This window comes from Spiribacter sp. SSL99, from assembly GCF_009805925.1.
GTDB lineage: Bacteria > Pseudomonadota > Gammaproteobacteria > Nitrococcales > Nitrococcaceae > Spiribacter > Spiribacter roseus.
This window is the reverse complement of sequence record NZ_MAOM01000015.1, coordinates 81,647-105,568: the sequence shown is the minus strand read 5'-3', so window position 1 is coordinate 105,568 and position 23,922 is coordinate 81,647. Positions and strand designations below refer to the sequence as shown.

The following is a 23,922-nucleotide window of genomic DNA, read 5'->3' as shown; positions in this document are numbered from 1 at the left end:
GCAATGCGTGACGTGCTGCGATTATCCGTGGTGACCTATCGCGGCATCACCGGACCTTTGCTCAGTCCCGCCTTGAGCTGCTTCTTGGCCTGCTCCGCCCATTCATCGATATCGGCTTCGGATTGCAGCGTCGGACGGGACAAGTCAATGAACTGGACCTTCGGCTCGCAAAGCTGCGCAGCCTCTTCCAAGACCTGATTGAAGCGACTCGGCATTGCGGCCACACGATCGGCCAGAGTCGTCAAACCCGTCCGATTCAAGGTGGCCAACACATCATTCGTGGTCTGTAACTTGATGTCCGGCGCATCACCGGTGGTTAGTCGCTGGGCAGCGAGCAAGGTGTCGCGCTGCTCCGGCTCCAAGGCCTGCCAGTTGGCATCCAGCTCAAGGCGCTCCATGCCGGTTTCATGCTCGGCGTTGTATCTGGCATCGAGCCTATTTAGTTCCTCACGCAGCGCCTGGGCCAAGTTATTGGCCAACTCGGTACAGGGCTCCGGTTCAGCCAGGAGCTTGCGGTGCTCCTCGATGCTCTCAGCCTGCTTGCGCAGCGCCTCGGTGTCCTTTAGCGACTCGGCGTGCTGAGCAAGCTGCTTAACGGTTCGCCATTGCGGCAAGCGCTCTTTGAGTTTGTCGCGAACAACCTTCCACTGTTCAATGTTGTCGCTGATCGTCTCGCGCTGACTGTAAAGCGCGAGTAACTGTTCATTGCCGGCGCATTGGCGCAGCTCATCGATGAAAGTGATATCCGGCGGCTCCGGCTGTGGGGCTTCGCCGCCAGCAGCCTCAGCCAGTTCGCGTAGGACATCGAGGAATTGAGGAGCGGATCGCAGTTCTTCATGCGACCTCGCCTGAATACCGAGATTCTGCATGAGCTTGCGTATCTGGATGCGCTGGGCGGTGGTGATGGTCGCTGACTCGACACGAAAGTGTGTTTTGCCAATGGCGCTGCGATTTAGGTTTCCCGGCTCGACGGGGTTGCCGCGATCATCCTGGGCCCGGACCTGGCCAGAAACCATCAGAATATGCAGCGACCCATCCACCGCGTCGCCGGACCAACCGTAGGGTGGCCCTTCGAAGCGATCACGAATCTCAGCACCGCTCTTGCCGCCAGCGATGAAGCCCAGAATGGCCTTGCAGACGGGATTGTTGCCTGGCTCGCCTTCGTCCCCAACAGCCTTCAGCGCATCCGGCGCGCCCTGCTTGGCCTTCTCCAGCACCTTGCCCCAGCCCGTGTGATCGGCGGCATCGAACTGTGGATAGAGCCGGATCTGCGCAGCCTCCGCCGCCTCCTGCAGCATATCGAGCAGATTGTTGCCACTGACCTCATTACCGCCACCCTGGAACACCCGAGCGTCGGCAAAGCACTCCTGGAGCAGGCCCTCTATGCGGCCTTCGGCGCGCCGCATTGTGGTTTCCATAGCTTCACGCGCCTCGCTACCGTCTGGGGTGCTGGGGGAACCACGCTCGTCTAAGGTGTATTTGGCGGCCTTGTACTCCATGAGTTGCTCACGGAGCTCGTCGCCGTGGCGCTTCGGCAGAAAGACAAAGACCGTGGGCGATTCACTGCCAGCCTGACGGGCATCGACACGCACGGAGTTTTCGTCTGATGACCAGCCTTCGCGCAGCCAGAGGTAAATGCGGCTACCCGCATCTTTAGGCAGCTCCGCGTCGAAACATGTCGCCGTATCACGGCTGACACGAGACTTGCCCTGTTGCAGCGTAAGGCGCCGGGCTATCTCGCCGAACAACTTGCGGATTCGGCTATCGCGCTCATCCTCGACCACATGCTGCTGGTTCGCGATGTTGGCTTGATGGTTGCGAAAAGCGTCGTTCCACGCGGTGCTTTCCTCCGTCTGGATACGATACTCGTCGCCTACCTTCATGAGGAGCTGGCAATCCTCCAGCAGGCCCGGCAGCTTGCTGCGCAGGCTGGCCGAGCCGGTGGGGAGATCCTCGACCAGCAAATCTGCGAGGGTATCAACGGTTGGCTCAATGCCTATATTCGGCTGGCCGCTAACAGCTTTGTTAATCAAGAAAATCAGTGCGCAGGCACGTGCGAGCAGTTGTTGGTCCTCGCTGCCATGCGACCAGGTCTGGATGGCCTCGTAGAGTTTTTTCGGCAGCACCCTGGCCTGCAACAGCTTTTCGGCGCCGTCGAAATAAATGTAATCGGCGCGCACGACGTGGCCCAACCCTTCGTCGAGATTACTCTGGATCGCCTTGTGAACCATTGAGAGCTGGTTACGGAGCTGGCTGTCGGTGCCGGTTTGATCCAGCACACGCAGCGCCGTCTCCCAGAAGCGCCTCCGAACTGGCAGTATCGGATAGTCCTGCACGAAATAGGCGCGATCATCCTGCCGGTGCGCGAGGCTACTACCACTAAGGTGACGAGAAATCTCACCCAGGTTGGTTGTCATGACTTGGTCGATAGCGTCCGTTGCTTCCGGTTTCTTGGCGAGGATGACCTTACGAATGACGGTATCCACATCGGCATCGGAGAGCTGCACTCGCACGGTAAACCGTCCCTGCAGCCGCGCAAGATTCGCCGTGCCGGTAATCGCCGTCTGGCCCGTGCCCACAAAGAGCAACTTCGCGCCGAGGTATTTGCAGCAGGCTTCGATCACTTCCTGCACGTCTTGTGAGCGCTGCGCGTCAGGGCCAATGTATTGTTGAACTTCATCGAGGACGACCAGCGTGAGCGGGAGCTTTTCATCCCGCATCAGCGCTTGCTTGATGGCATACAGCATCTCGTCGTTAGAGACGTCCTTCACGTTGGGAAACATGTTGTTGAGCGTTTCCACGCAGGCGCTCTGCGAGGCAAATCGCTTGGGCATTAGCTCCGTTAGCGCCTCAGCAAGACCGTCTGCAACATAGAAGTTGTCCAGCTCCTCCTGCCAATCGTACCCCTTGCTTTCTACCCCCTCTCGAACTGATTCGAGAACGCCCTCTTCACGCAGCCACATGACAAACCGCGCCAGCGGGTACTGCTGCGGTAGCCCGGCTGACTTGAAAATGATGCGAAGAAGCGCCAAGCGCACGCTACCGCTGGCGCCCGCCCCTAGAGTTCCGGACGCAGCATGTAGGCCGCCATGCCGCTTCCCCTGGCTGTTCAGCTCAGCGAGATGCTCCTGCACTGATGATGGCAGGTGCGCAATGCCGCGAGGCGTAGCACCATCCGAGAAGGGCTTGTCCAGCCACAGTGCGCGGAGCATCTTGGCGAGGTGGGATTTACCGGAGCCATAGAACCCGCTGATCCAGACGGCTGGCTGCTCCTCTTTCCCCAGATTCTTCAGGTAGGTATCCAGGATGTGGACGACTCCGCGCTCATACTCACCGTCGCAGACGAAGGTCTCCAACTCGTAGCGCAGGACATCCAAAGCTGGGGTCGAGGTGTCGTCGTTGACATTGGCGACCCCGTTGTTCGCCAGATTCCGGGTTGCAGGATCCTTCTGATAGACGTCGCGATTCCTCATTGCCGTGCTTGAACTCATCTAAATCTCTTTATCTGCGGTGATTGGGACAGCGAGGTAGTTCCAGCCATCGTACCCATCAAGGAGGCGATAGTTGTTGTTCTCGAAGCTCCCGGGGAAAAACACAAGAAGGCGCCCGGATACCTGCGGCGCAAACTCGTCCACGACGTTGCGCACCTTGAGTAGACCGAATAGCGAACCGACACCCGAAACTGCCACGACGCTGTCAGCATCCGGGCATTCGACGTCGATGAACTCACCGAATCTCTTGGTCAGATGGTCCTGGTATTTGGGTAACAGATTGTCGATTAATTCGGGCGCTTGAAAGTACTTCCTCGCGTAACGCTCACCGGCCAGCCACTCCGCAAACCTATCGCTCAGATCGAAACGGAACCATGAATGGCCGGCCCGTGTCGTTTCCAGCTCGAACTCGTCGATGCGCGCACGCAGGGCTCGCTCGTGTTGTTCGTTATAGACACAGAAAATAACCCGCTGCGCTGGCGCGGCGTCTGTGCGCCAGGGAATCGCGATATGCTTGGAGTAGTTGCGCAGGAGCTGCTTAATTTTGCTCATGAATACGCTCCAAATCCGCACGGCTGATGATATCCGGGAAGGCGACCTCCATCACATCACCAACCCGATTGAAACGCATCAGACCGCGACGGCTAGCGGCCTCGGCCATAGCCATGGCTTCTTCACGGCTACAGTCCAGGGCTTTCGTATACACCGTCTCGAACAGAGCCGATCCTCGTGCACCCGAAGCGTAGCTGATTAGGAGAGCGAAGGCTGCGTTCGTTGGAGTCGGCTTTGCACGGATACGATATTTTGTGCTTCGGCCTTTCAAATGCCCTGATTGTGTGAAAGTGCTATTGATATTCTGTGCGAGCGATTTTCGGGTAGCGTCGCTCAATCGCTCTGGAGCAAGCCGCTCGATCTGATCTTCAACCATAATCCGGCTCACCGATGCTCCTACTTTCAAATTGAGGATGTAATCAGCGAGTCTCGCGAGCCAACCATCACGCGCCAACGCGGCACACAGCGCCAATATCGGGCCAGATTCAGGGTCTCGCTGCCAGAAGTGCATCAGGGATACGAAGACAAGTTGCGTGTCCTCAAGGCCATACAGATCAACAAGATGACGAAAGGTTAGACTGCGCGACTTCGCCGATCGCTTCGCTAGGCAGTTGGCATCAACGATTGCGAGGCGGTATGCACCCCGCGGCTGAGGCGTAGTACCGCAGTATCGAACAAGGGCATCAAGCTCCCGAAACATCAGAGTCCGCGCTGCATGCGCTCCCCCCAGACGATCTCTAATCCCCATGCTGTCAATTGCCGGATTTCCGACCCGCGTGCGTGGATCCATTGGCTGTGCGACGGTCATACGTTTTCTCTTACTGTTCGTAGTGCCGATACATAATTTGCCGGTCTCCGCATGCAGATGACATTGAGGGCGGGCGGCGCCATGGTACCTACTTTAATACGACGCCGACCCTTCGCAGTGGGATGATAAATGTCAGCGTCGGCAGGCTTTGCCAACCTAGACGACTCCGAGCGAAAGCTTGCCAGGCAATTGAGCCAGATCACTCCACCGCCTCCAACGCCTGCATCCAACGCTGGTAGAGAGCCTCACCGAGTATCTGCCGCACCAACACGCCGCGGATGTACTCCGAGACCGCCTGATCAGCGCTTTCTGCCAGTTCCACCAGCTCATGTCGCAACCGGGTGGGGAGCTCGAGTTTGAAATCATGCTCCGCCTTCCCGATCAGCCCGGCCGTCGCGGCACGGGCGGTATCGTAGGTGTCCGGTTCGCGCAGCATGAAGCGAACATCTGGCAATCGCGCCGTCAGCTTGCTCTGGCGTCGGCGCTCACGGATGTCCAGATGAACCAGTTCGGCTCGGCCGTAAACGTGCTCGAAGAGAATGGCACGGAGAACATCAGGCCGGCCGGCGTGATGACGCTGACCGATGATGTCGACCCCAGCGAGGATCTTTCCCGGCAGCCAGAGCTTGATCGTCGCCTTGTTGTCCTTGAAGTCCCGCGGGTTGATATCACTGGGGAAATGCTCATCCGCATCCCCGTCGAAGCGACTCCCTCGCTTGGCAAATGGCCACATCCCAATCCTCCGTGCTAGTGCTGCCAACCTATCGGCGCCACTAGGCGATGTCCACACCCTTAGTGGGAAGGCCAAGGCATACCGCAAAGGGTTTTTCCGCCTAGCAGACCTATGCGCTGGGGACATACTCCTTCGGCTTCGGCGTCGGAGCGTTCAGGCTGGGCGATGCTCGAGGCCATACGAAACAGTCTCAACACAAATCGGCAGGTATGCCTTTCGCCAGCAACCGATCCCTCAACCGCTGCTCGATAAGGGGCAGGTCATCTGGATCTACCTGGATGGCCTCGTTAGCGAGAATAACCGTACACAGTGCACTGAGATGTTCTACGTAACCTTCTGTTACACCCAGCATCACGGTTGAGGGAGTTCCGGGTCGACGCCGAATCATCTCCTCAAAGATGGCCCTTCTATTCTCTCTGGCATAGCTCCAGTCACCCTTGCAGATTCCCCTAAAGAGCTTCGCCGCCCATGCGGCAGTCGATCGTTCGGGAGAAAACCAATCCGTAATACCCATCTTTCACCTATCAGTCGTACACGCTGCGAAGTCATTCGAAAGCAGACTCAATAGAGGCCGCGGAGCTGAGGGTTAGCGCTCCCGCGTCGACATTCATCCGCCTTGAAAATAGAGCATTGTCGATGAGCGCAACCACCCACGACGCCTGGCACCCACCATCGGCCTCCAGCACAAGACAGGGGTGCTCAGCGGCAGCGGGCAGATCTACGCGCCCAAGCCGCATTTTGCCAAGGTCACGCTCTGGGCGGATGGCCTCGAAGAAGGCAAACCGCTCGCGAAGGTAATCGGCAATCGCATCGCGCCCCTCGAGTGGCTGCAGTACCGCCTGCGCCTCATAAACAGCCTCGCCCGCGAGGATCTCAATGATCGGCTCTGGATTGAGCGACGCCCGTGCCGACCGAATCATCCGCAGCATCTCGTCATGAGCGGTCATCTCATGAGGGTCCATCAAGGGGCCGGCAACAATCACTCAGTCACTCCTCTTCCGCCTGCCCTACGGAGCGAGCCGAAGCTCCCCATCGGTCCACGTATGGGTGATGACATCGCCTTCCGCGAGTACTTCCACGGAAGGCCTCCACATCCGCTCACTCGGTGTATCCAGCGCCTCGTCGATAAACCACTCGCGCACACCCGCCTCTCGCATGATCGTGCGCTGGAGCTCATCGGCAGACAGCTCCATGGCGCGGAATGTGGGGCTGTCATCAAGGCCCGAGCGAGCCTTATGGAACCCAATCATCGCGCCGTCGCCCACGATCCGCGATTGCCCACCAAGGAAAGCCAGGGCACAGGCCGAATAACACTTACCCTCGACCAGCGTCGCCAGACCTCGCTCCTGGATGAGCCGGTTCAGCGAGTCACCCACGCCGATCCGACCCCCTTCACTGTCGAGTGCCACGTAAAACGGCTCTTCCACTCGGGCAAGCGCAGAGCGCACCTCATCCACCACGCCCCGCGCAATCGCGCCCTGGACGGCGACGCCGCTGCCCCCATCGATCACCGTGACGGTGTAATCACCAATTGGATTCAGGCCAAGCGTGTATGAGGCGATCTCCTCATAGGCAGGCCAGTCATCGGCGATCTGGACGATCCCCGCGCTGAGTTGCAGCCAGCCGATGACCATCACCACTTTGGCAACTGAAGACCACCCACTCTTACCGGTATTGAGCGTGCGCTTGGTCGCCGATCGCCATGTGCCAATCAACTGCCAGACCGTGAGCGGGACGGCGAACACGGTGAGCGAGGCAAAGACCCAGAAAAAGAGCGTCGTTTGCTCCATCGTCCGAACCGCCTGCGCGAGCGATTCAAGCGAGCTGAGCATGATGGTGAAGGGCAACGACAAAAGGAACGTGTTGAGCCAGTAGCTCTTCGCGAGGCTGAGATCGCCCCGCCAGTGATTGACGATGTAATCGATCGGTCCCGTCGAGCGCTTCGGCCATCCCCCCATGCCCGGCTGAGACGGGTGTGGGGGAGCGCGATCAATCGCACCCTTCCGCGGACTCCCATCGGCCTCCCTGCCCGCTGTATTCGATGATTCAGTCATCGCTCTCCCTCTTTCGTATCAGCAATACCAGCATGTCATCGCCGATACCCTTCCCTGACCCGTTATCAGGCCGGCCGCCGCAACGCACAGGCCGCCAACCTCGCCCCGTTCGCATTTGATTCAGCGCTGCATGCCACCGCCCCACCACACTGTGAGCGCCCATCCCTGAGAGGGCCTCTCCGCGCTCCAGGAAGCGTCATGCACTGACGCCTCATTCACTCTCCCAACTAACCCGTGTCAGGGCAGCAGCGATCTGCGATCGCGCCATCTGGAACCCAAGCAGCCGGGCACCTGTTCGCTGTGCGATATAGAGATCACGCCTTAATCTGATCATAACGAAAGCCACCGACAGCTCCTGTCGGCAATAGCGCAAAGGCACAAGCGCACCGGCAAATTAGGAGGTCAGTGCACTTTTAGCTGAGGGCAACACGAGTGGAGCCATACCGGATCGCGTCAGGTAGACCCAACACACAGGCGCTCGGTCTGCGAATCCTCCAGTGGCAGACCGAGCGACGCGCTCGAATTTCTCCCCTTGCGGGTTGTGGCTCGACCACCGTGAACAGTGCCCCTTATCGCCAGTAGTCGTTTTCATAGGTCGGCTCAGGTCCATCGGGGCCCTGACGCCACTGATCATTCTGATAGGTCGGCTCGGGTCCATCCGGTCCTTGCCGCCACTGATCGTTTTGATAGGTCGGTTCAGGTCCATCCGGTCCTTGCCGCCAGTGATCGTTCTGATAAGTCGGTTCAGGTCCATTCGGTCCTTGCCGCCACTGATCGTTCTGATAAGTCGGTTCAGGTCCATCCGGTCCTTGCCGCCACTGATCATTCTGGTAGGTCGGCTCATAGGCCTGCGCAAGAACTGGTAGGGCGAGCAGCCCCGTCAGTGCCCATAGAGCAGTTACGCGCTTCATCAGTCACTCCTTCATCTCGAGCGGCTTACCGCCCACCCTGGGCGGTCTCGCCGGTTAGCGGTATCCCCCATTTGAGCCCCTTCGTCTGGAGGGGGCCGTTCGGACCTGTTCGTTCAATCTCATCCCGAAGTACCAGATCTCCAGGCACCACCTCGTCACAACGGCAGACGGCCAGTCAGCGCCTGAATGGCAGCACGTGCTCTCGCCACCGAGCCACAGAGCAAGTCCCTCGGCAGGTTGGGCAGCACCTCGCCAATGAGCGACGGGATAAACGCCGTGTAGGCGAGTCTTCCATTCGCCGCGATATGCCAGGCACCAATGTGCGAGGTACCAATCGCAAGCTGGGTCTCTCGCTCATTAAGCCAATCACACCAAACCGCCAGTCGCTCTCGATCAGAGTGGTGGCGTGCGAGCCCAAGGGTGTAACGAAGACCGGACCCAAGTCGTGGGTGGGGGCGGTTGAGCTCGATGTGCACCTCCGCCTCATCGGCGAGGTCGTAGTCCGCCAGCCGCACGATCACATGTCCTGGCATGCGCTTTAGCAGTGTCCAGCTACCGAACCAGTACACCGGCAACTGGCCAATTGCCTTGTGCCAGTTCGTAAGCCCCGCGGTATTTCTCGCGAACACAGCGCGCCCGGTTCGATTGAGCATCCAGTCGGCACCCGAGCGTGCGAAAAGCCGCAAAAGCGCCGCGCCCTCATACTCCCATCGCAGGCCGTCATCGAGCTCGAAGCAAGCGTTGAGAAGGGGCGCCCCGCCCTCACCATCGAGCAGGGGCTGGATCGCGCCCAGCCCCATGCCCCTATTGATCCACGTGGCCCGACGGCCGGATGAATCGACCCAGTCCAGCCATGGTTCCGACCAGACACTGACCTGGATGGCCGGGCATATCCCTTCAGCCCGGATACCCGCCCCATCCAGCGCCACCGGCCGCAGCACGGCGTTCGAGGTCGCCGTGAAGACGCCAACCACGCCGTCCCGGGTATCCAGGGTGATCGCCGGGTCTTGACCGAGCCAGCCGACGATATCGTAGAGCCGCCTGCGTGCCGCGAGTTCATCGCGCTGATGCGGACTATCCGGTTCTCTGAGACCCGCATCCTCTCGGGGCCTATCGTGCACGCTCAGCATTCTCCTGCATCGCCTCCCCCGCACCGGCCAGGGCCCCTGCCACAAGCGATCCACAGCCACTGACCGTGACCATCACCGGCACGAGTGCGAGCGCGATCAATCCGCGACGGATACCGCTCACACCCGATTTCACAGGCATACCCCATTGAGCTGGCCCGCTGACTTCACGCAGCGCTGTCCAACTCCGCAGTCGGTGGAAAACCGACAGGTGCTGCCCTCCTTCCCGCTCGAATCGAGTGGGTTCCGAGCCGGCTGGCGGTCGTTCTGGTTGCCCGGGTTCATGCCCCCGACGCAGTAGCCGTAGAGCGCGCCATCTGATTTCAGACACCGCGAGCCAACTGCACAGTCGGTATCGAACTGGCACGCGCTCACCGCGCTCGCCCACATCATCCCGGCAGCAAGAGCAGCCGCTGCTAGAACCTGGCAAGCCTTGATCATTGAATGCCTCCTGACACTGTCTCGATGCTCCGGTCATCTCCCGCTCGAGAGTAATGAACAGAGGGATCGCTCAGGGAGAAAATCCCCGGAGACAATCAAGATTGCTGGTGCAGACGTCAGGTCGCGTCGGAGCTGACCAAGGGATCAACCGGGAGGTCGTCAACCTGCTAATGCTTATTAGGGGCGTCGTACATGACTTCATCGGCGTAGCCGCGCACTGCCTGCTGGGCATTCACGTTTCCTGCCATGCCGGTGCTGGCTGAGATCATTGGGCTGTTAAACCACCCGACTGATTGACGGGGTAGTCCACAGCGAAGGACCTGGATAATTTGGGGTACTTACCGGCCGCTACGCCAACGATCTCCCACGCATCCGCGGAGCGGTATAGCGCGAGTTAAGCAAACCGATAATTATCCAGCGCTCCGACGTTTAAGGTCGCAGGCGCCCCGCTGACCTACGCAACCTCTGACCTAGCGCTCAGGTTTGTACGCTGTCTCACGCGCCAGAAACTCTTCAACGGCTTCCCTGACGATGTCCGAGCGCGTTGGAAGATTCCCCTGGGGCGTGCGCCTGCGAATTCGGCATTCATCTAATCGCGCCACAGTCTCCACGTCCATGCGGACATTGACCTGCTTCTGATTCTTTTGATCCGGCATATCGGGCCTCTCCCATAACTCCCACTCCAGTTTAGATGACCTGGAGGCGCCGGTACACACACACATGCGTATCCCAGAGACCTATTGACACAGTTTTATTTTGTTATACGGTGTTAGCTGTAACCCAGAGACACAGGAAAGGCTATGACATACATTGACGTCAACGAACTGGCTTCACGACTGAGCTACAACCCGCGCTACATCACGAACCGGCTCCGCCCGGAACGCCTGACTGAGGGCAGACACTTCGTCAGGCCTTTCGGCGGCCGCAAGGTCCTCTACATATGGGAGGCCATTGAGGAGGACATGCTTGAGGAGGCCGGCGCGGCGATCCCGATGGCCAATGGGGGGATCTGCAATGGGTAGCATTCGAGTCCGTAAGGAAACCGGCAAGCTTTACCTCGATTTCCGCTATCAAGGAAAACGCTGTCGCGAACAGACAGAGCTGGACGACACGAAGGTGAACAGGCGTCGGCTGGAGCGGCTGGCAAAGCGCGTGGATGCGCAGATTACCGCTGGTACGTTTAACTACGCCGAGACATTTCCGAATAGTCCACGGGCAGAAGCTCTTGCGCCTGAGGTTGCGAAATCAGTTAACAACCACCCTACCCTCGCCGAGTACGCCGAGCAGTGGTTTACCCGCAGCGAGGTGGCCTGGAAGCGCTCATACCGCCACAAGCTCCGAGAGATCCTCGAGCTGCATGTAAAGCCCGCATTCGGGGAAAAGGTGGTCAGCGACATCAGGAAGCCCGAAATCCTTGAGTTCCGTGCCCAACTCGCCAAAGTCCCGCACGGCGCTCAGAAAGGTCTCTCAACCTCACGGGTCAACCAAATCGTGAACCTGCTAAAGCAGATTCTCGACGATGCCGCCGACCAATTCGAATTTAACACGCCCTTCCGGGGCTACAAGCCATTGCGCCTTCCGCGCACCGAGGTCGATCCCCTGTCGCTGGAAGAGGTCCAACGTTTCCTCGATGCGCTGGACGATGCGTGGCGCCCCTACTTCATCGTTCGCTTCTTCACCGGCATGCGGACTGCAGAGGTCGATGGGCTCAAGTGGGACTGGGTGCATTTCGAGTCGCGGGAAATCCTCGTACGTGAGACCCGGGTCTGGGGTGAGAAAGAGACACCCAAGACGGATGGATCCACCCGTGAGATCCAAATGTCGGATGTGGTCTATCAAGCCCTCGAGACAGAGCGAGTCCGAGCGGCGACAAAAAACTCCCCGTATGTCTTCACGACGCGGTACGGGTATCCGCTGACTTACCGAAACGTCAATAACCGAGTCTGGTACCCGACTCTTGAGAAGGCTGGTCTGCGACGGCGCCGGCCGTATCAGACTCGGCACACGGCGGCGACGTTGTGGCTTGCGGCCGGCGAGAGCCCGGAGTGGATTGCTCGGCAGATGGGCCATAGCAACACCCGAATGCTCTTCACCGTTTACTCCCGCTACGTGCCGAACCTCACCCGCCAGGACGGCTCTGCCATGGAGAACCTGCTGCGCAGCCGTCTCGGTGACCTCTCCACTCCCCATACCGAGCACAACCGCTCAACAACCGTTTAGCCATAGAGGAAGCAGAGCCATGCGAATCACTGAAATCGAGACACCTAGCAATGAGCAACACGTCGTGCCCGAGTCCGTCGTGCGAATGGCCGAGGCCATCATCACGGCCAACGGTCCATCCGGCGAGGCCAAGCTGCGCCGGAATATCGGCGCCGACGAGGGACAGCCCTTGCAATCGGCTCTCGAGAACTGGCTCGTTCGCGAGATCAAGATCGACGACGAGGAGATCGCTCATACGATCTTTCGACTCGTCCTCGCGCGACTCGAGCTCGATGCCGAAGAAGGCTATGGGCATTGGCCATGCTAATCAGCGAGCTGCCAACCCAGCTTGGGGCGCGGGCGGAGGGCCACTTTACGGTCACCGCCCCGCCTACGCCGACCCGAGGCTATCCAGATATTCATGTCATGACGCTCTGCGACGCCTCGGGCTCTATGGAGTGTCTGTACCGCCCTGCCGTACCCAAAAAAGGGTGGTTGTTGCCATCACTGGGCGAGAGTGTCATCGCGCTCCTAGATCGAGCGGCGAACCGATTAGGAAACCACTACTGGAGGGTCAATCGGCTGATCCCGGATGGTGTTGGGCAGACAATGCAGTCGATCATATGGGCGCAGTATCCCAAACCGGAATGGATCTCCGTCCTGGGGTACCTAATCCACCGACGCATTCACTCCGAGCCTATCGCCGGCTTTCTAGAGTACGTTTTCCATCAACGCGAGATCATGGATCCCTTCCTCCGGTTTGGCGCGAGCCGCTATGTCCATCACTGCGAATATGGCGGGCTCTTCGAACATTCAGTCAAAGCCGCGGTTCGTCTTGCCGAGATCGCTGACGAGGCAACTGCCCCTCTGGAGCGTGACTGCTGCATCGCGGGCATGCTGTTCCATGACATTGGGAAGATCGCCCCCGCATTCAGTAAAACCGGACTACTGCGCAGCAAGGACCATCCATCCCTTGCTGGCATAATTCTGTCAGATGCGTTGGACATGCTTCGCCTAGCCGACCGGCCGGCGTGGGAAATCATGCATTACGTGTTGGGGGTGATCGGCGGCACTTTCGACGATAGCCGGATTCCACTGACTAAGTTCATACGAACGATTGATCAGTACCATGCGGCCGAGGATGCACGGGCGCGTGTTTGTGACCGGACTACATCACGAGAGGGTTCCGTGACCGCGCCGACCGGACAGGTCTATTTTCGGCATTCTCCAGCCGGTAACTAGATTCCATATCCCCAGAGCTAAAGCCAAGTTCGGGATCCGCTGAATATGATGTCATCGGACAATGACGGCGCTCTCAAGTAGCCAAAGATCAGTGCTTTGAAGTCCGCATATCGCAATGAATTCTCCTGTGCGGTCGGCAGAGTCTCTAGTACGCCTAATCAGCGACGATCTGCTCTAACCGTTCCCGCGCCGTTGAACTCAGCCGTGCGATTCCAATTGCGCGAGCAAGCTCTACCGGGTCAGATGTCCCAAGCACCTGACTAATGGCGCCTACCTCCTCAGCGCAGATGCGATCAATGCTTCTCAGTTCGGTGTCCCGCTCAAGATAACGAGCGGGAATGGCACCTTGATCAACCACTGACATGGGCCAGAAGAAGCGACCAACGTCCTCCGCTGTATGCGCACGATGTTGCAGCGCGATGTGGATGATTCGGTCTCGGATGCGCCTACCGGCCCTTTTGAACCCATGATGATGTGCGATGCGCCGCACCAAGATCGTTTCATGTACAGGCCCCTCGGTATCAATCACGTGCTCGACCATCGAGCGCACGCATGCGTCGTAACCCTCGTCATAAAAACGATCCGGGGCAGGCACTATTCCAACATCATCCAAATCAGCGGAGATGTAGACACCATCATTGGTGGCCGTGGCTTTTTCATTTTGATCAGCCCCTGCTACTTCGATTGGCTCCAGCTCGGGAACATCCTCTTCCACCGTGGGAACAGTCTTGTCTCTCGCCGGCATACTCGTCGACTCTCGCTCGGCTCTATTTGCCGCGAGATGTGCCTCGAGGTTTGACTCAAGCGCATTGAGTGCGCCCTCGCGGTTAATCCACCAATCCGTCGACCAGACACGAAACAGGGTCCAACCTAGCCCTTCCAAAACGGACTGACGGATTTTGTCTCGCTCCCGGGCATAGGCTGAACTGTGATACATCGCTCCATCACACTCGACGCCCGCGAGGTAAACACCTGGTTCGTCCGGATGCACAATACCTAGATCAACCCGAAAAGCACTGACGCCGATTTGCGGACGAACCGTCCAGCCTCTGTCTCTTAGGGCACGCGCCACTGCCGTCTCGAAGGGCGATTCAAAATCCCCGAGCGAACCATGAACACCAGCCCCCAGGGCACTCGGCCCACGTTCGGCATATTCGAGGAAGTGCTTGAGGTGCTTCACGGCCTCGCTGTCCGTCCGCGACAGATCGATCTTTTCGGGAGCGAGTGTAGAGAAGACCACCATCTCCGATCGCGCTCGGGTCATCGCAACGTTCAGCCTCCGCTCTCCACCATCGCGATTCAGCGGTCCGAAGTTCATCGTTACATGTCCGGCCTGATCCGGCCCGTAGGTGATACTGAAGAAAATGACATCTCGCTCATCCCCCTGGACCGTCTCAAGGTTCTTGACGAAGACCGGCTCTGTCTCGTACTCCGCGAACGCCCATTCGATATTGGGATTAGCGCCCCGCGCTTTATCCAGAAGGTCCAGAATCAGGGACTGCTGCTCAGTGTTGAAGGTGACAACCCCGATGGAGGCATTCCTCTCTGCTGGCTCACTCGAGGTCAGACGACGAACGACCTCAGCCACGATGGCGCGAGCCTCTTCCACGTTGTGGCGCGCTTGCCCTCGGGCATAATAGCCATCGCACTTGACCAATCGCACGCCTCGATCGGGATAGACCGGAGCGGGGAACGTCACTAGACGGTTGTCATAGTAGTTGTGATTGGAGAACGCTATCAGGCTCTCCCGCCGTGAGCGGTAGTGCAGGTTCAGAGTTTGCTCTGGAATACTGGCACTCTGCAGCTCATCGAGGATGCTCTCCATATCGCCGTCGTAATCCACGTCACCATTGGGATCATCATCTGTCCGACCGAAGAAATTCCCAGGCGGCATCTGCTTCGGGTCACCAGCCACGATGACCTGACGGCCGCGAGCAATCGCTCCGACGGCATCCCAAACGGTGATTTGGGACGCTTCATCGAAGATAACGACGTCGAAGGGCGCTTGATCGGCCGGCAAATATTGAGCAATGGAGAGCGGTGACATCATCACACACGGCGCCAGCTTTGATATTGGCTCTGGGGCGTCCGCAATCATCTTTCTAATGGGCACACGTGGGCGTTTCTGCGCGGACAGCTTTTTGATGATCCCCCACGCCTGATTCGCTCCGATCTGCTGACGATCAGGAATACGACTGCTCAAGGTCGCGGCGATGTAGTCCGCCGTGACCTTTTGGAACGACTCATCGATCGCGCGGAACTTATTGATGGCATCTGTATGCTCCGCCGTTGACCAGCCTTTGAGGATGTCATCCTCTTCAAAGAGGCACCTCGTCCACCATGCACAATAAGCCGCCTCAAACGTCTCAGGCACCTCATCAGCGGGCGTCACCCCAGTCTCGATCGACTTTACGAGCGGTTCAAGATCGCAGTCGATCGCATCCTGTCGTCGCTGCCACCAATGACACCACTCATTGAGCTCAGCGCGCCGATTGATTAAAGACTCTAGACTGTCCCTGATGAGCGGGAGAACTTGGTCCCGATCGCCTATCATCTCTCTGAGCTCACGACCAGCAACCGATTTGAATGCATCGGCTGCCGCCTCGAACTCCTCGCGCACGTTAATGTAGTCCATCGCGGCACGACCGAGCGGTGCGTCCGGTGCCAGCATGTCATTGCCATCTTGCAGCATCGTCCGAACACGCCGACGGATCTCCATCAACTGCGCCGGCTCATCAACCATCCGTCCGACGGCATTGCGGGCGCGGTTCCCCAGGTCGGACAGAGCCTGGGCAACCGCCGGATCTGTAGTGTGGGCCGACCAATCGCGAAAGCCCGTCAACTGCTGGTCTAGACGATCAATCGCCTCTCCTTCTCGGCGCAGCGTCGCCAACAAATCTGCATCCTGAGTGGGGTTGGGTTTTCCTCTGGCCCCGCCGGCGCGCAGCCTCTTTATGACGGCTCGCTTTGCCAAAACACGCTTCGGCCACCATGCGCTCTGCGCCTCTGCCCACTGCTGGGCAATCTCCTCGCCATCAAGCGTTCGCCAAGCCATCGCCTCGTAGGGGACGCTGAGATCTGATTGAGCGCTCGTATATGCCTTAAGTCGGGTGACGGCCTCCTCCAAAGCCTCGATTCGATCCGCACCATCTGCTTCGAGCGCAAAGCCGGTTGGCTGGCGATAAGAGTCCTTGATCACGCCGGCGAGGTCGCCCAGCGCCTCCAAGCGCTCGAGCCGATGATCCGGCATTGATAAATCAAGTGCCTCAAGAACCCTCTCGGAGCTCGCGTCTAACTGGTTCGATGCCTCCGAGAGCCGGCGTGCCCGGTCAACCAGATCGGACTCGAGCCCCGGTGACCAGTCTGCCGTCGCCACCCATTGAAATGGACTGTCATGCACATTCCCGACCGCCTTCGCCTGAATACGCAGTCGGTCCGCCGTCCTCCGCATCCGATCCAGCTCTTCGGCGGTATGTTCATCGGCACTCGGCCAAGAAAGCGAAACCCGCTCTGCCAAATGCTGATCGCGTACGGAAACGCCGATGGCATAGTGCGGGGTCAGGCCATTGGCACGTCGCGTATGCATGTAGTCGACCAGGCCATTTAGTCGATCACGCACCTCCTTCAGCCGCGCCGCCTCCTCCTGCCAAGCCGCCTCGGACTTACGGGCGGTTGTATCCCAGGCCTTGGAGAGCTGGGCGAGGACCTCTGATTTCTTCGCTTTGTTCGAATGAAGCTCGAGGCAAAAACGGCCAAGTCCGATATCACTGAGGCGGCGGTGGACCACATCCAGCGCGGCTGTTTTCTCCGAGACAAACAGAACCGTTTTGCCCTTGCCCAGTAAGTGGGCGATGGTATTACTGATGGTCTGGCTCTTACCCGTGCCTGGCGGCCCAATAACAATGAAGTCTTTACCGCGATCCGCGCTGGCAATCGCGGCCATCTGAGAGGCATCAGCCGGCAAGGGGGCCAGCAGATCGGTCGGCGCGAAATCCCGGTCCAGCCGGTCCGAGGCAACAAATTCCACCGGGCTGTCATAGGACTGTCTGGGTGTGTCGATGAGATGGCGAACGATGCCGTTAGTGCGCAGATGGTCCGTGCGGTCGATGAGATCCTTCCACATGAGGTATTTCGCGAACGAGAAATGGCCTAGCACCACATCCTCGATCACCTCAAAACCAGGGGCTTCCTTAACGGCCTGCCGTACACGCGTCCAGATGTCTTTAACGTCTACACCGCTTTCATCTTTCGGCAGCTCGCCATCGAGCCCCTTGATGTCGATCTCGTAGTCCTTGCGCAGCATCTCCAGTAACGTGGTGTTGAAGCGCGGCTCATCATCATGGGCAAGCATCTTGACGCCGCTGCGAACCGACTGCCGCTCCAATGTGACCGGCAGCAGGATCAGCGGGGCGCGGAAGCGGCGGTCCTGGTCTTTCTCCCGCTTCCAGCTTAGAAAGCCAAGCGCCAGATAGAGCGTGTTCGCACCGCCCTCCTGCAACGAGGTCTGGGCCTTCCGGTAGATCTCGACGGCTCGGTTAGCAAGTGCCTGCTCTGGCATATCCACCAACACCTGCTGGCGTCGTAGTGCGTCCAGTGCGTACTCCCGACTGATCACCTCTCCCGTTCGTTGCCGGTGTAGCTCGTCATCCTGCGCCTGAGCACTCGGCTTGGGCGCTGCCTGGATCGATATCTTCTTTCCGGCGGCCAACCTATCCTCGAGGTCACCGGGATCGGGACAGAGCAGTGTCAAATTCGTCTTTGAGGACTTGTGATTGAGGAGCGGATTGCGTGCCGTGAGATCCAGCAACTTGCGCTGCCAGCGCTCAAGCCTTCCATCTGGCGTATCGGGCGTTGTTTCCTCGGGCTCGGCATCGAAGTCGGGAAGTGCCGGGGCCGTCTCAATCGAGATCTGGTGACTCGATTCCCCCTCGATCCCATGCGATTGTTGCGGGCCGCGAGTTAACCCCAACGGTTTTATCTGGTGGGCACGGGCTCTTCGGATATCCACCGCCGCGACAAAAGCCGTGTCATTTTGTGGGTTGAGCTGATCCATCGCCCTCTCAAGGGCCCGTGAAAAGGGTGGCGCGGGCTGAGAGGTTGTTAGCGTTGTCTCAATGAGGATCAGATCATTGAGCTCTGCCCGTTTTCTGAGCACCTCGGCATCCTCACCGACGACACTCGATAGCTCCTCGGGTTGCAGCCAGACACCCACCAGCGCATGCCCCTCGGGCATAACGATGACGGGGTTGAGCCCCATTTTTTCGAGTGCGGCCGCGAATAGCATCGTTGTATCCAGGCACGTTGCTACGCCGCCGTCCAGGATCTGACTGGGTAGACGGATCTTCTGGCCATCTCGCTCAAAGCTCGTCGGCGGCACTGCATAGGCAAGCCCGAGATTAGCGATGGCTGTATAGACCGCCGATGCCATTTCCCAGACCCGTTCACGGCTTCCGGACCGATAGCCATCGAGCGCATCTGAGCGATTCGCGTCACGCAGGATTGTCGCCGCCGTATGCAAAATCCGATCAACAGCCGGGTCGTTCGGCGTGCAAAAAGCGCCCAACAGCTCCGGCATAAACCCCGCCCCACCCCATTCGTTGTGGGCGAGCACCTCAATGGGCACGCTCTCCTCACGAAGGATCTCTTGTCCGTGCTCCACTCTCAGAGTGACAGACCCTCGAACGGCATCGGATAAGTCCAAGAGGAACGCACCCTGCAGATCAATGGATCGATCTCTGATCGTGACAACCTCTCCAGGCTCAATACGATCCACGCGCCAGGTGCGCGCCTTAATGAAGTCCGGGTCCGCGATCAACTTGACGACGACCCCCTCGAGACGCCGCTCGCTACTGAGGTTTTCGATGCGAAGGTCGCGCAGAACCGGATAAGAGCTTTGCTGGCAGGCGAAATTGACTTTGGCGGCCAGCGCGGGGTGGATTTCTATGACCTGCTGCGTGACCGACTCCATGGTCCCTCTCCAGAGTGTTCTGCGAATGGGCTTTCAGTATGTCCGTCGCCCCACGGGGGCGTCTGTATTAAGTGGCGGGGCAGACCAAAGGACGCCGGACAATACTGCCTACCGCGTTATGCCATCGCCAGGGCGGCACACAAGCCGACACACCTCGTAACCCTCAGCGATGACAGTATGGCGGATGACCTTTAGCGTCAAAGGAGCTGCGACGCTGATTGCTGAGATTGAGCATGACGCCCTTAGGCTGACGCGGCTGCTTTCAACGACCCGTCAGCCGGGCAATAGCCTCGGTCCTAACGTCGAGGCCCACAGTGCGACAGACACCGTGGAGGACGCACCGCTGCCGCGGAATCCCCAAGCGGTCCGGATTAGTCCTAGGCCGCTCTGTCAACTAAATCGCTTCCACCTGGAGAACGTGATGAGCCTGACAGGCAAAAACTCAGCGCTGAACAAATCCTCATCGAGCGGCTTGAACAAACGTCGAGCTCCAAAGCCATGGCCGTGCACGCCATGGCAGCACGACCGAATGCCGATGAGCCATTCATCGGACCATTGACCCAACAGAGCCCCTCGGATTTGGCAACCTGACCACGCCACCGCGCTCTATTGCCTGAATTGACCTCACGCCGCGCAGCAACCGCGGGTGTTACCTACTCGGTAGAGCCAGTCGGCAAGTTATCTTGGAAGCCAATCCCGCAGATATTGTCAGTGTGGCCCCAGAGGTCCTCGCGGGATTCTCGTGCGGCCTTAATCCTGTCGCATGTATACCAAGTATCTTCCTGACCCAGGAAATACTCGATGCGACGCCAAAAGCCAAAATACGCGGCAGGGCTCTGAATTGGCGATGCATTGCCGGGAATCGTGGTGACACTGGCGCCGCCACCCCCAGTAGGCTGACCAACCAGGCTGGATTCGCTACGCGACATGTACAAAGAGACGTCTACGCCGCCATCCTCGCGCTCGGTAGCAGTTAAATCATAGAAATCCTGACCTGACGTAGCGGCAAGCACGAAGTAGTAGAGGAACTGCCGGGTGGCCAGGAATCCGTCCTCCCGGTGAGTAAACGTCACATCGTTCGGGTCCGCTGTCCGGAGAACCTCCTCGGCAGCCGAGATAACCTCCTCTGCGCTGGCATCCGGGTACGTGTGGTTATGTATGTCGAGCCATTCTTCCCGGCTGAGTTCTGGGTTGCTCGCACACCCGACGAGGACGATGCTGATGAACCCGAGCGTTAGCATGCGCTTCACGTCGTGGCCTCCTTTGCCTGCGAGTGCTCTACAGCCCCTGCGAGTCGCGCGCTTCCAGCTCTTGCTGACATTCATCGAAGTTCGCCATCCGATATTGCAGGCCGATCCATGCCGACGAGCCGCTCAGAGCATCGATGTTGAGAATTATCTCGACAATGCTATCTGGTAGCCCAGATCCGTATTCGGACTGCCAGACTGACTGGTAGACCCGTTCACTTTGATGGATTGCCATTACCCACTCGTCGGTCTCGTCCCATAGGGCACCAGCGTTTAGAAAGTTGCGCTTCTTGAAATCGCCGTACCGGGCCTCAAGGGCACCCTCAAGCTTGTCAAACGCGGTTCTGACCGACTGACCATACCGGTCATCATCGTGGTCCTTCCCCACACCTCGAACGAGGCAAACGCCCTCGGCGTCAGATGCCGCCACCACATAAACCTCGAACTCGCTATGTGGCTTAGGGGGATCAACGACGTAACGACCGGTACCCAGCTCTTCGACGACATCGAGCTGGTCGACACTCATGCCCTGTTGGATTCCGAACGCTTGCGCGATGGCGGATGCCGGCACCATCAGCAATAGGCAGATAGTGATGGCCCTATGACGGTTGGATCGCATAGAAGAGTCCCTCTTCGAATCTTTATTTCCCTATGGACTTGGGCAGAGACCGATGCGCAGTTCTCGTTCGACCGCCCGCACCACGCCCGGGAAGGGTCCGCTGTCCCCGTTCCGCGCTAAAACTCCAGGGTTAAGCCTCCGAGGACACCGAGCTCGGTGTGCGCGGCCGCTACGAACCCGACTCTGTCAGTGAGGCCAAGCTCATAGTAGAGCCCCGCGTCCGCCACGACGGTTGTACTCTTGCTCTGAGAGTAGATCCATCCAGTGGCCCTAGAGCGGACGAGTTGCCGTTCCTCGTAGGTCGAGAAGCCACCGGAGATCCACAAGGATCCGTACTCAGAGGGCATAAGCTCATAGAGCACGTCCAGCGAGAGGAGTCCCCCCACCTGTTGCTCACCCAGATCAAAGTAGGACGAGTGCGGAATCGGGTAGTCCAATACCTCGCCCTCGGAATAGTCTCCGTTGAATACACCGCCAACACCGAACCCCCAGCGCTCTCCGGTCGCCGCGGCGAAAATCGAGCCTTCCCCATCGGCGGATCCACCAAGGAGCCAGGCATCTGCGGAGGCGTACGTTGGAATACCCAGACAGAGGAGGCATACAAATGAGGCGATCCAACGCGCAGTGCAAATATTCATCTCGAGCTCAGCCGTCGAAGCATGGACCTCACACGCTAGCTCGGCTTTTCTGCGCCGCCTATAGGCTGAGAGGTTCTTTCCGACAGCGGCCGTCGGAGAAAACACGGGATGGAAACGCAAAGAACCAAACCAACACCGCATCCATGGAAGTGATGGATGTGCGAGAGCGGTTGGCCTTCGAATCGATCGAGGGGGCGCTCATCTGGACGGTGGCGATCGGGGGAGTCGGATATCCCTCTGCGGCGTCGACTTCAAGATCCTTCGCAAGAAAACCGAGTGAACGCCCCCCAGGCTATGAGCGTAGGTCGTCATGAGGGTCAGTGGACTGCTATGTCCCATGACTCTGGCGATACGATTCCATAGATCATTACTCATGGCGGCGTTTATATGGCCGGCCGGTAACGGGTGCCGCAGAGGGGCCGCGACAGCATCCAAAGATCTGGGCTCTCGAAGGGGTGGCGTCCCCGGAAGTGGTGTAAATCGGTTGAGGTGAGGCGGCCACCGTGGCCCTTCGTTAGAGTTGCAGCCGCAACAATCAATAACGACGGCGGAGAACCACCATGACCAAAAGGAGCGTGGCATTGAATGAGCTGCTTGAGAAGCGCGAGGCCTCCCCTGACTTCCTGCGCGAGACGCTGACCTTCCTGCTCCAAGAGTTAATGGAGCACGAGGTCAGTGGGTGCTGTGGCGCTGAGTGCTGTGGTCCAGGACGCCTATGTGCAGGGCGTTTCCACGCGCAAGGTCGATGGACTGGTTCAGTCGATGGGCATGACGGGCATCTCGAAGTCGCAGGTCTCACGTTTGTGCGCCGAGATCGATGAGCGCGTTGATGCCTTCCTGAACCGCCCCTTGGAAGACGACTGGCCCTACATATGGCTGGATGCGACCTACATCAAGAGCCGCGAGCATGGCCCAGTTGCCAGCCATGCCGTCGTAGTCGCCACTGCGGTCGATCAGGAAGGCTACCGCGAGGTGCTGGGCCTGTCCGTGGGGCCGGCGGAAACGGAGGCGTTCTGGACACAGTTCCTCCGGGCGCTGGTGGCCCGCGGGCTAAGCGGCGCTCGCCTGGTCACCTCCGATGCCCACGAGGAGCTGAAGAGGGCCATAGCGACAGTGCTCACCGGGGCCGTCTGGCAGCGCTGCCGGGTGCACTTCATGCGAAACGTCTTCGCCCAAGTGCCCAAGGCGCACCAGCCGGCTGTCTCGGCTGCCGTACGGACAGCGCTGAACCAGCCGGACCAGCGCGAAGCCTCCCGCCAATGGCGTGAGGTGGCTGACAGTCTGCGAGGGCGCTTCCCCAGGGCAGCGGCCTGCATGGACAGCGCCTAAGAAGAGGTACTGGCGTTCATGGCCTTCCCCAAAGAGCACTGGCCGAAGCTCGACTCAACAAACTGCCTGGAGCGGCTGAACAAGGAGATAAAGCGGCGCAGTAATGTCGTCCGGATCTTCCCGAACAACCCGGCGGTGGTCCGCCTGGTTGGGGCCGTGCTGCTCGAGCAGAGCGATAAGTGGCAGATCACCCGGCGCTACATGAGCCTCGAGAGCCTGGCGACGGTGTTCAAATCCAGTGGCATCGACTGTAATGACCCCCGAGTCTCTGCACACCTTATAACGCTAATGCCGGGTGTGCACTGGGTGCCAAATAGCCCAGAGACTGATGCGGCCATTCGTTGTTGTAAAACGGTATCCATTGCCCGAAGACATGCCGTGCATGCGCTAGCGACTCGAACCGATGCTGCCAGATGCATTCCTCCTTCAGGGATCGGAAAAAGCGCTCCCTCAGCCCATGCTGCTCTGGTTTGTAGGGCGTAATGAACTCCTGGGTCAGTCGATACGCTCGGACGGTGTTGGTCTAGTGCTTCGAGGAGAATACCAACCCGTTGCCGTTCGCA

At 59.0% G+C, this 23,922-nt stretch carries 19 protein-coding genes and 1 pseudogene; 5 read left to right on the top strand and 15 right to left on the bottom strand.

Translation table 11 applies throughout. The features are described 5' to 3' along the window. Positions 1 to 35: 35 nt before the first annotated feature. The 10 genes from brxC to BA899_RS04120 form a co-directional block, all read right to left on the bottom strand. Positions 36 to 3,491, bottom strand: a complete 3,456-nt coding sequence (gene brxC, locus BA899_RS04165) for a BREX system P-loop protein BrxC (protein WP_235013293.1) — start codon at positions 3,489 to 3,491, stop codon at positions 36 to 38. Continuing rightward, the gene (locus BA899_RS04160; protein ID WP_159299836.1) at positions 3,492 to 4,043 is read right to left on the bottom strand and encodes a BREX protein BrxB domain-containing protein; all 552 of its coding nucleotides are present in this window, start codon (positions 4,041 to 4,043) and stop codon (positions 3,492 to 3,494) included. Then, positions 4,030 to 4,851 (bottom strand): hypothetical protein, encoded by an 822-nt coding sequence (locus tag BA899_RS04155; RefSeq protein ID WP_159299835.1) that lies wholly within the window; start codon positions 4,849 to 4,851, stop codon positions 4,030 to 4,032. The genes BA899_RS04160 and BA899_RS04155 overlap by 14 nt, the downstream gene beginning before the upstream one ends. Before the next feature lie 199 nt (positions 4,852 to 5,050). Continuing rightward, positions 5,051 to 5,584, bottom strand: coding sequence for a hypothetical protein (locus BA899_RS04150; RefSeq protein WP_159299834.1), 534 nt, complete (start codon positions 5,582 to 5,584; stop codon positions 5,051 to 5,053). Positions 5,585 to 6,129: 545 nt separating this feature from the next. Beyond that, a complete protein-coding gene (locus BA899_RS04145; RefSeq protein WP_159299833.1) occupies positions 6,130 to 6,567 on the bottom strand; it encodes a hypothetical protein in 438 nt (145 codons plus the stop codon). A 24-nt stretch (positions 6,568 to 6,591) separates the two neighbouring features. Continuing rightward, positions 6,592 to 7,542 carry a hypothetical protein gene (locus tag BA899_RS04140; protein WP_159299832.1) on the bottom strand — a complete coding sequence of 317 codons (951 nt, stop codon included), beginning with the start codon at positions 7,540 to 7,542 and terminating at the stop codon, positions 6,592 to 6,594. A 665-nt stretch (positions 7,543 to 8,207) separates the two neighbouring features. Beyond that, positions 8,208 to 8,549: a hypothetical protein gene (locus tag BA899_RS04135; protein ID WP_159299831.1), complete on the bottom strand. Its 342-nt coding sequence runs from the start codon at positions 8,547 to 8,549 to the stop codon at positions 8,208 to 8,210. Positions 8,550 to 8,704: 155 nt separating this feature from the next. Beyond that, the gene (locus tag BA899_RS04130) at positions 8,705 to 9,670 is read right to left on the bottom strand and encodes a hypothetical protein (RefSeq protein ID WP_159299830.1); all 966 of its coding nucleotides are present in this window, start codon (positions 9,668 to 9,670) and stop codon (positions 8,705 to 8,707) included. Beyond that, on the bottom strand, positions 9,660 to 9,812 hold the full coding sequence (locus BA899_RS04125; protein ID WP_159299829.1) for a hypothetical protein: 153 nt from the start codon (positions 9,810 to 9,812) through the stop codon (positions 9,660 to 9,662). Before BA899_RS04125 ends, BA899_RS04130 begins: the two co-directional genes overlap by 11 nt. A gap of 775 nt (positions 9,813 to 10,587) precedes the next feature. Further along, positions 10,588 to 10,734, bottom strand: coding sequence for a hypothetical protein (locus BA899_RS04120; protein ID WP_235013297.1), 147 nt, complete (start codon positions 10,732 to 10,734; stop codon positions 10,588 to 10,590). Between the two features lie 183 nt (positions 10,735 to 10,917). Here BA899_RS04120 and BA899_RS04115 point away from each other — a divergent pair, with 183 nt between their 5' ends. From BA899_RS04115 to BA899_RS04100, 4 genes are all read left to right on the top strand, one after another. Further along, the gene (locus BA899_RS04115) at positions 10,918 to 11,139 is read left to right on the top strand and encodes a hypothetical protein (protein ID WP_159299827.1); all 222 of its coding nucleotides are present in this window, start codon (positions 10,918 to 10,920) and stop codon (positions 11,137 to 11,139) included. Further along, positions 11,132 to 12,337, top strand: a complete 1,206-nt coding sequence (locus BA899_RS04110) for a site-specific integrase (RefSeq protein ID WP_159299826.1) — start codon at positions 11,132 to 11,134, stop codon at positions 12,335 to 12,337. The genes BA899_RS04115 and BA899_RS04110 overlap by 8 nt, the downstream gene beginning before the upstream one ends. A 19-nt stretch (positions 12,338 to 12,356) precedes the next feature. Continuing rightward, positions 12,357 to 12,644, top strand: a complete 288-nt coding sequence (locus tag BA899_RS04105; protein WP_159299825.1) for a hypothetical protein — start codon at positions 12,357 to 12,359, stop codon at positions 12,642 to 12,644. Between the two features lie 98 nt (positions 12,645 to 12,742). Further along, positions 12,743 to 13,558: an HD domain-containing protein gene (locus tag BA899_RS04100; RefSeq protein ID WP_159299824.1), complete on the top strand. Its 816-nt coding sequence runs from the start codon at positions 12,743 to 12,745 to the stop codon at positions 13,556 to 13,558. 154 nt (positions 13,559 to 13,712) lie between these two features. Here BA899_RS04100 and BA899_RS04095 read toward each other — a convergent pair whose 3' ends face one another. The 4 genes from BA899_RS04095 to BA899_RS04080 all read right to left on the bottom strand — a co-directional run bounded on the left by BA899_RS04095 (position 13,713) and on the right by BA899_RS04080 (position 22,135). Further along, positions 13,713 to 19,526, bottom strand: coding sequence for a DUF3320 domain-containing protein (locus tag BA899_RS04095; RefSeq protein WP_159299823.1), 5,814 nt, complete (start codon positions 19,524 to 19,526; stop codon positions 13,713 to 13,715). A gap of 653 nt (positions 19,527 to 20,179) precedes the next feature. Continuing rightward, on the bottom strand, positions 20,180 to 20,776 hold the full coding sequence (locus tag BA899_RS04090; RefSeq protein WP_159299822.1) for a hypothetical protein: 597 nt from the start codon (positions 20,774 to 20,776) through the stop codon (positions 20,180 to 20,182). A gap of 28 nt (positions 20,777 to 20,804) precedes the next feature. Continuing rightward, positions 20,805 to 21,347 carry a hypothetical protein gene (locus tag BA899_RS04085; RefSeq protein WP_159299821.1) on the bottom strand — a complete coding sequence of 181 codons (543 nt, stop codon included), beginning with the start codon at positions 21,345 to 21,347 and terminating at the stop codon, positions 20,805 to 20,807. A 161-nt stretch (positions 21,348 to 21,508) separates the two neighbouring features. Next, positions 21,509 to 22,135, bottom strand: a complete 627-nt coding sequence (locus tag BA899_RS04080) for a hypothetical protein (protein WP_159299820.1) — start codon at positions 22,133 to 22,135, stop codon at positions 21,509 to 21,511. 582 nt (positions 22,136 to 22,717) lie between these two features. On the opposite strand from BA899_RS04080, the pseudogene BA899_RS04075 reads away from it, so the two are divergent. Continuing rightward, positions 22,718 to 23,623, top strand: a pseudogene (locus tag BA899_RS04075) (IS256 family transposase); the annotation flags it as partial. Positions 23,624 to 23,636: 13 nt separating this feature from the next. Here BA899_RS04075 and BA899_RS10125 read toward each other — a convergent pair. After that, positions 23,637 to 23,813: an integrase core domain-containing protein gene (locus tag BA899_RS10125; protein WP_370456312.1), complete on the bottom strand. Its 177-nt coding sequence runs from the start codon at positions 23,811 to 23,813 to the stop codon at positions 23,637 to 23,639. Positions 23,814 to 23,922 lie beyond the last annotated feature (109 nt).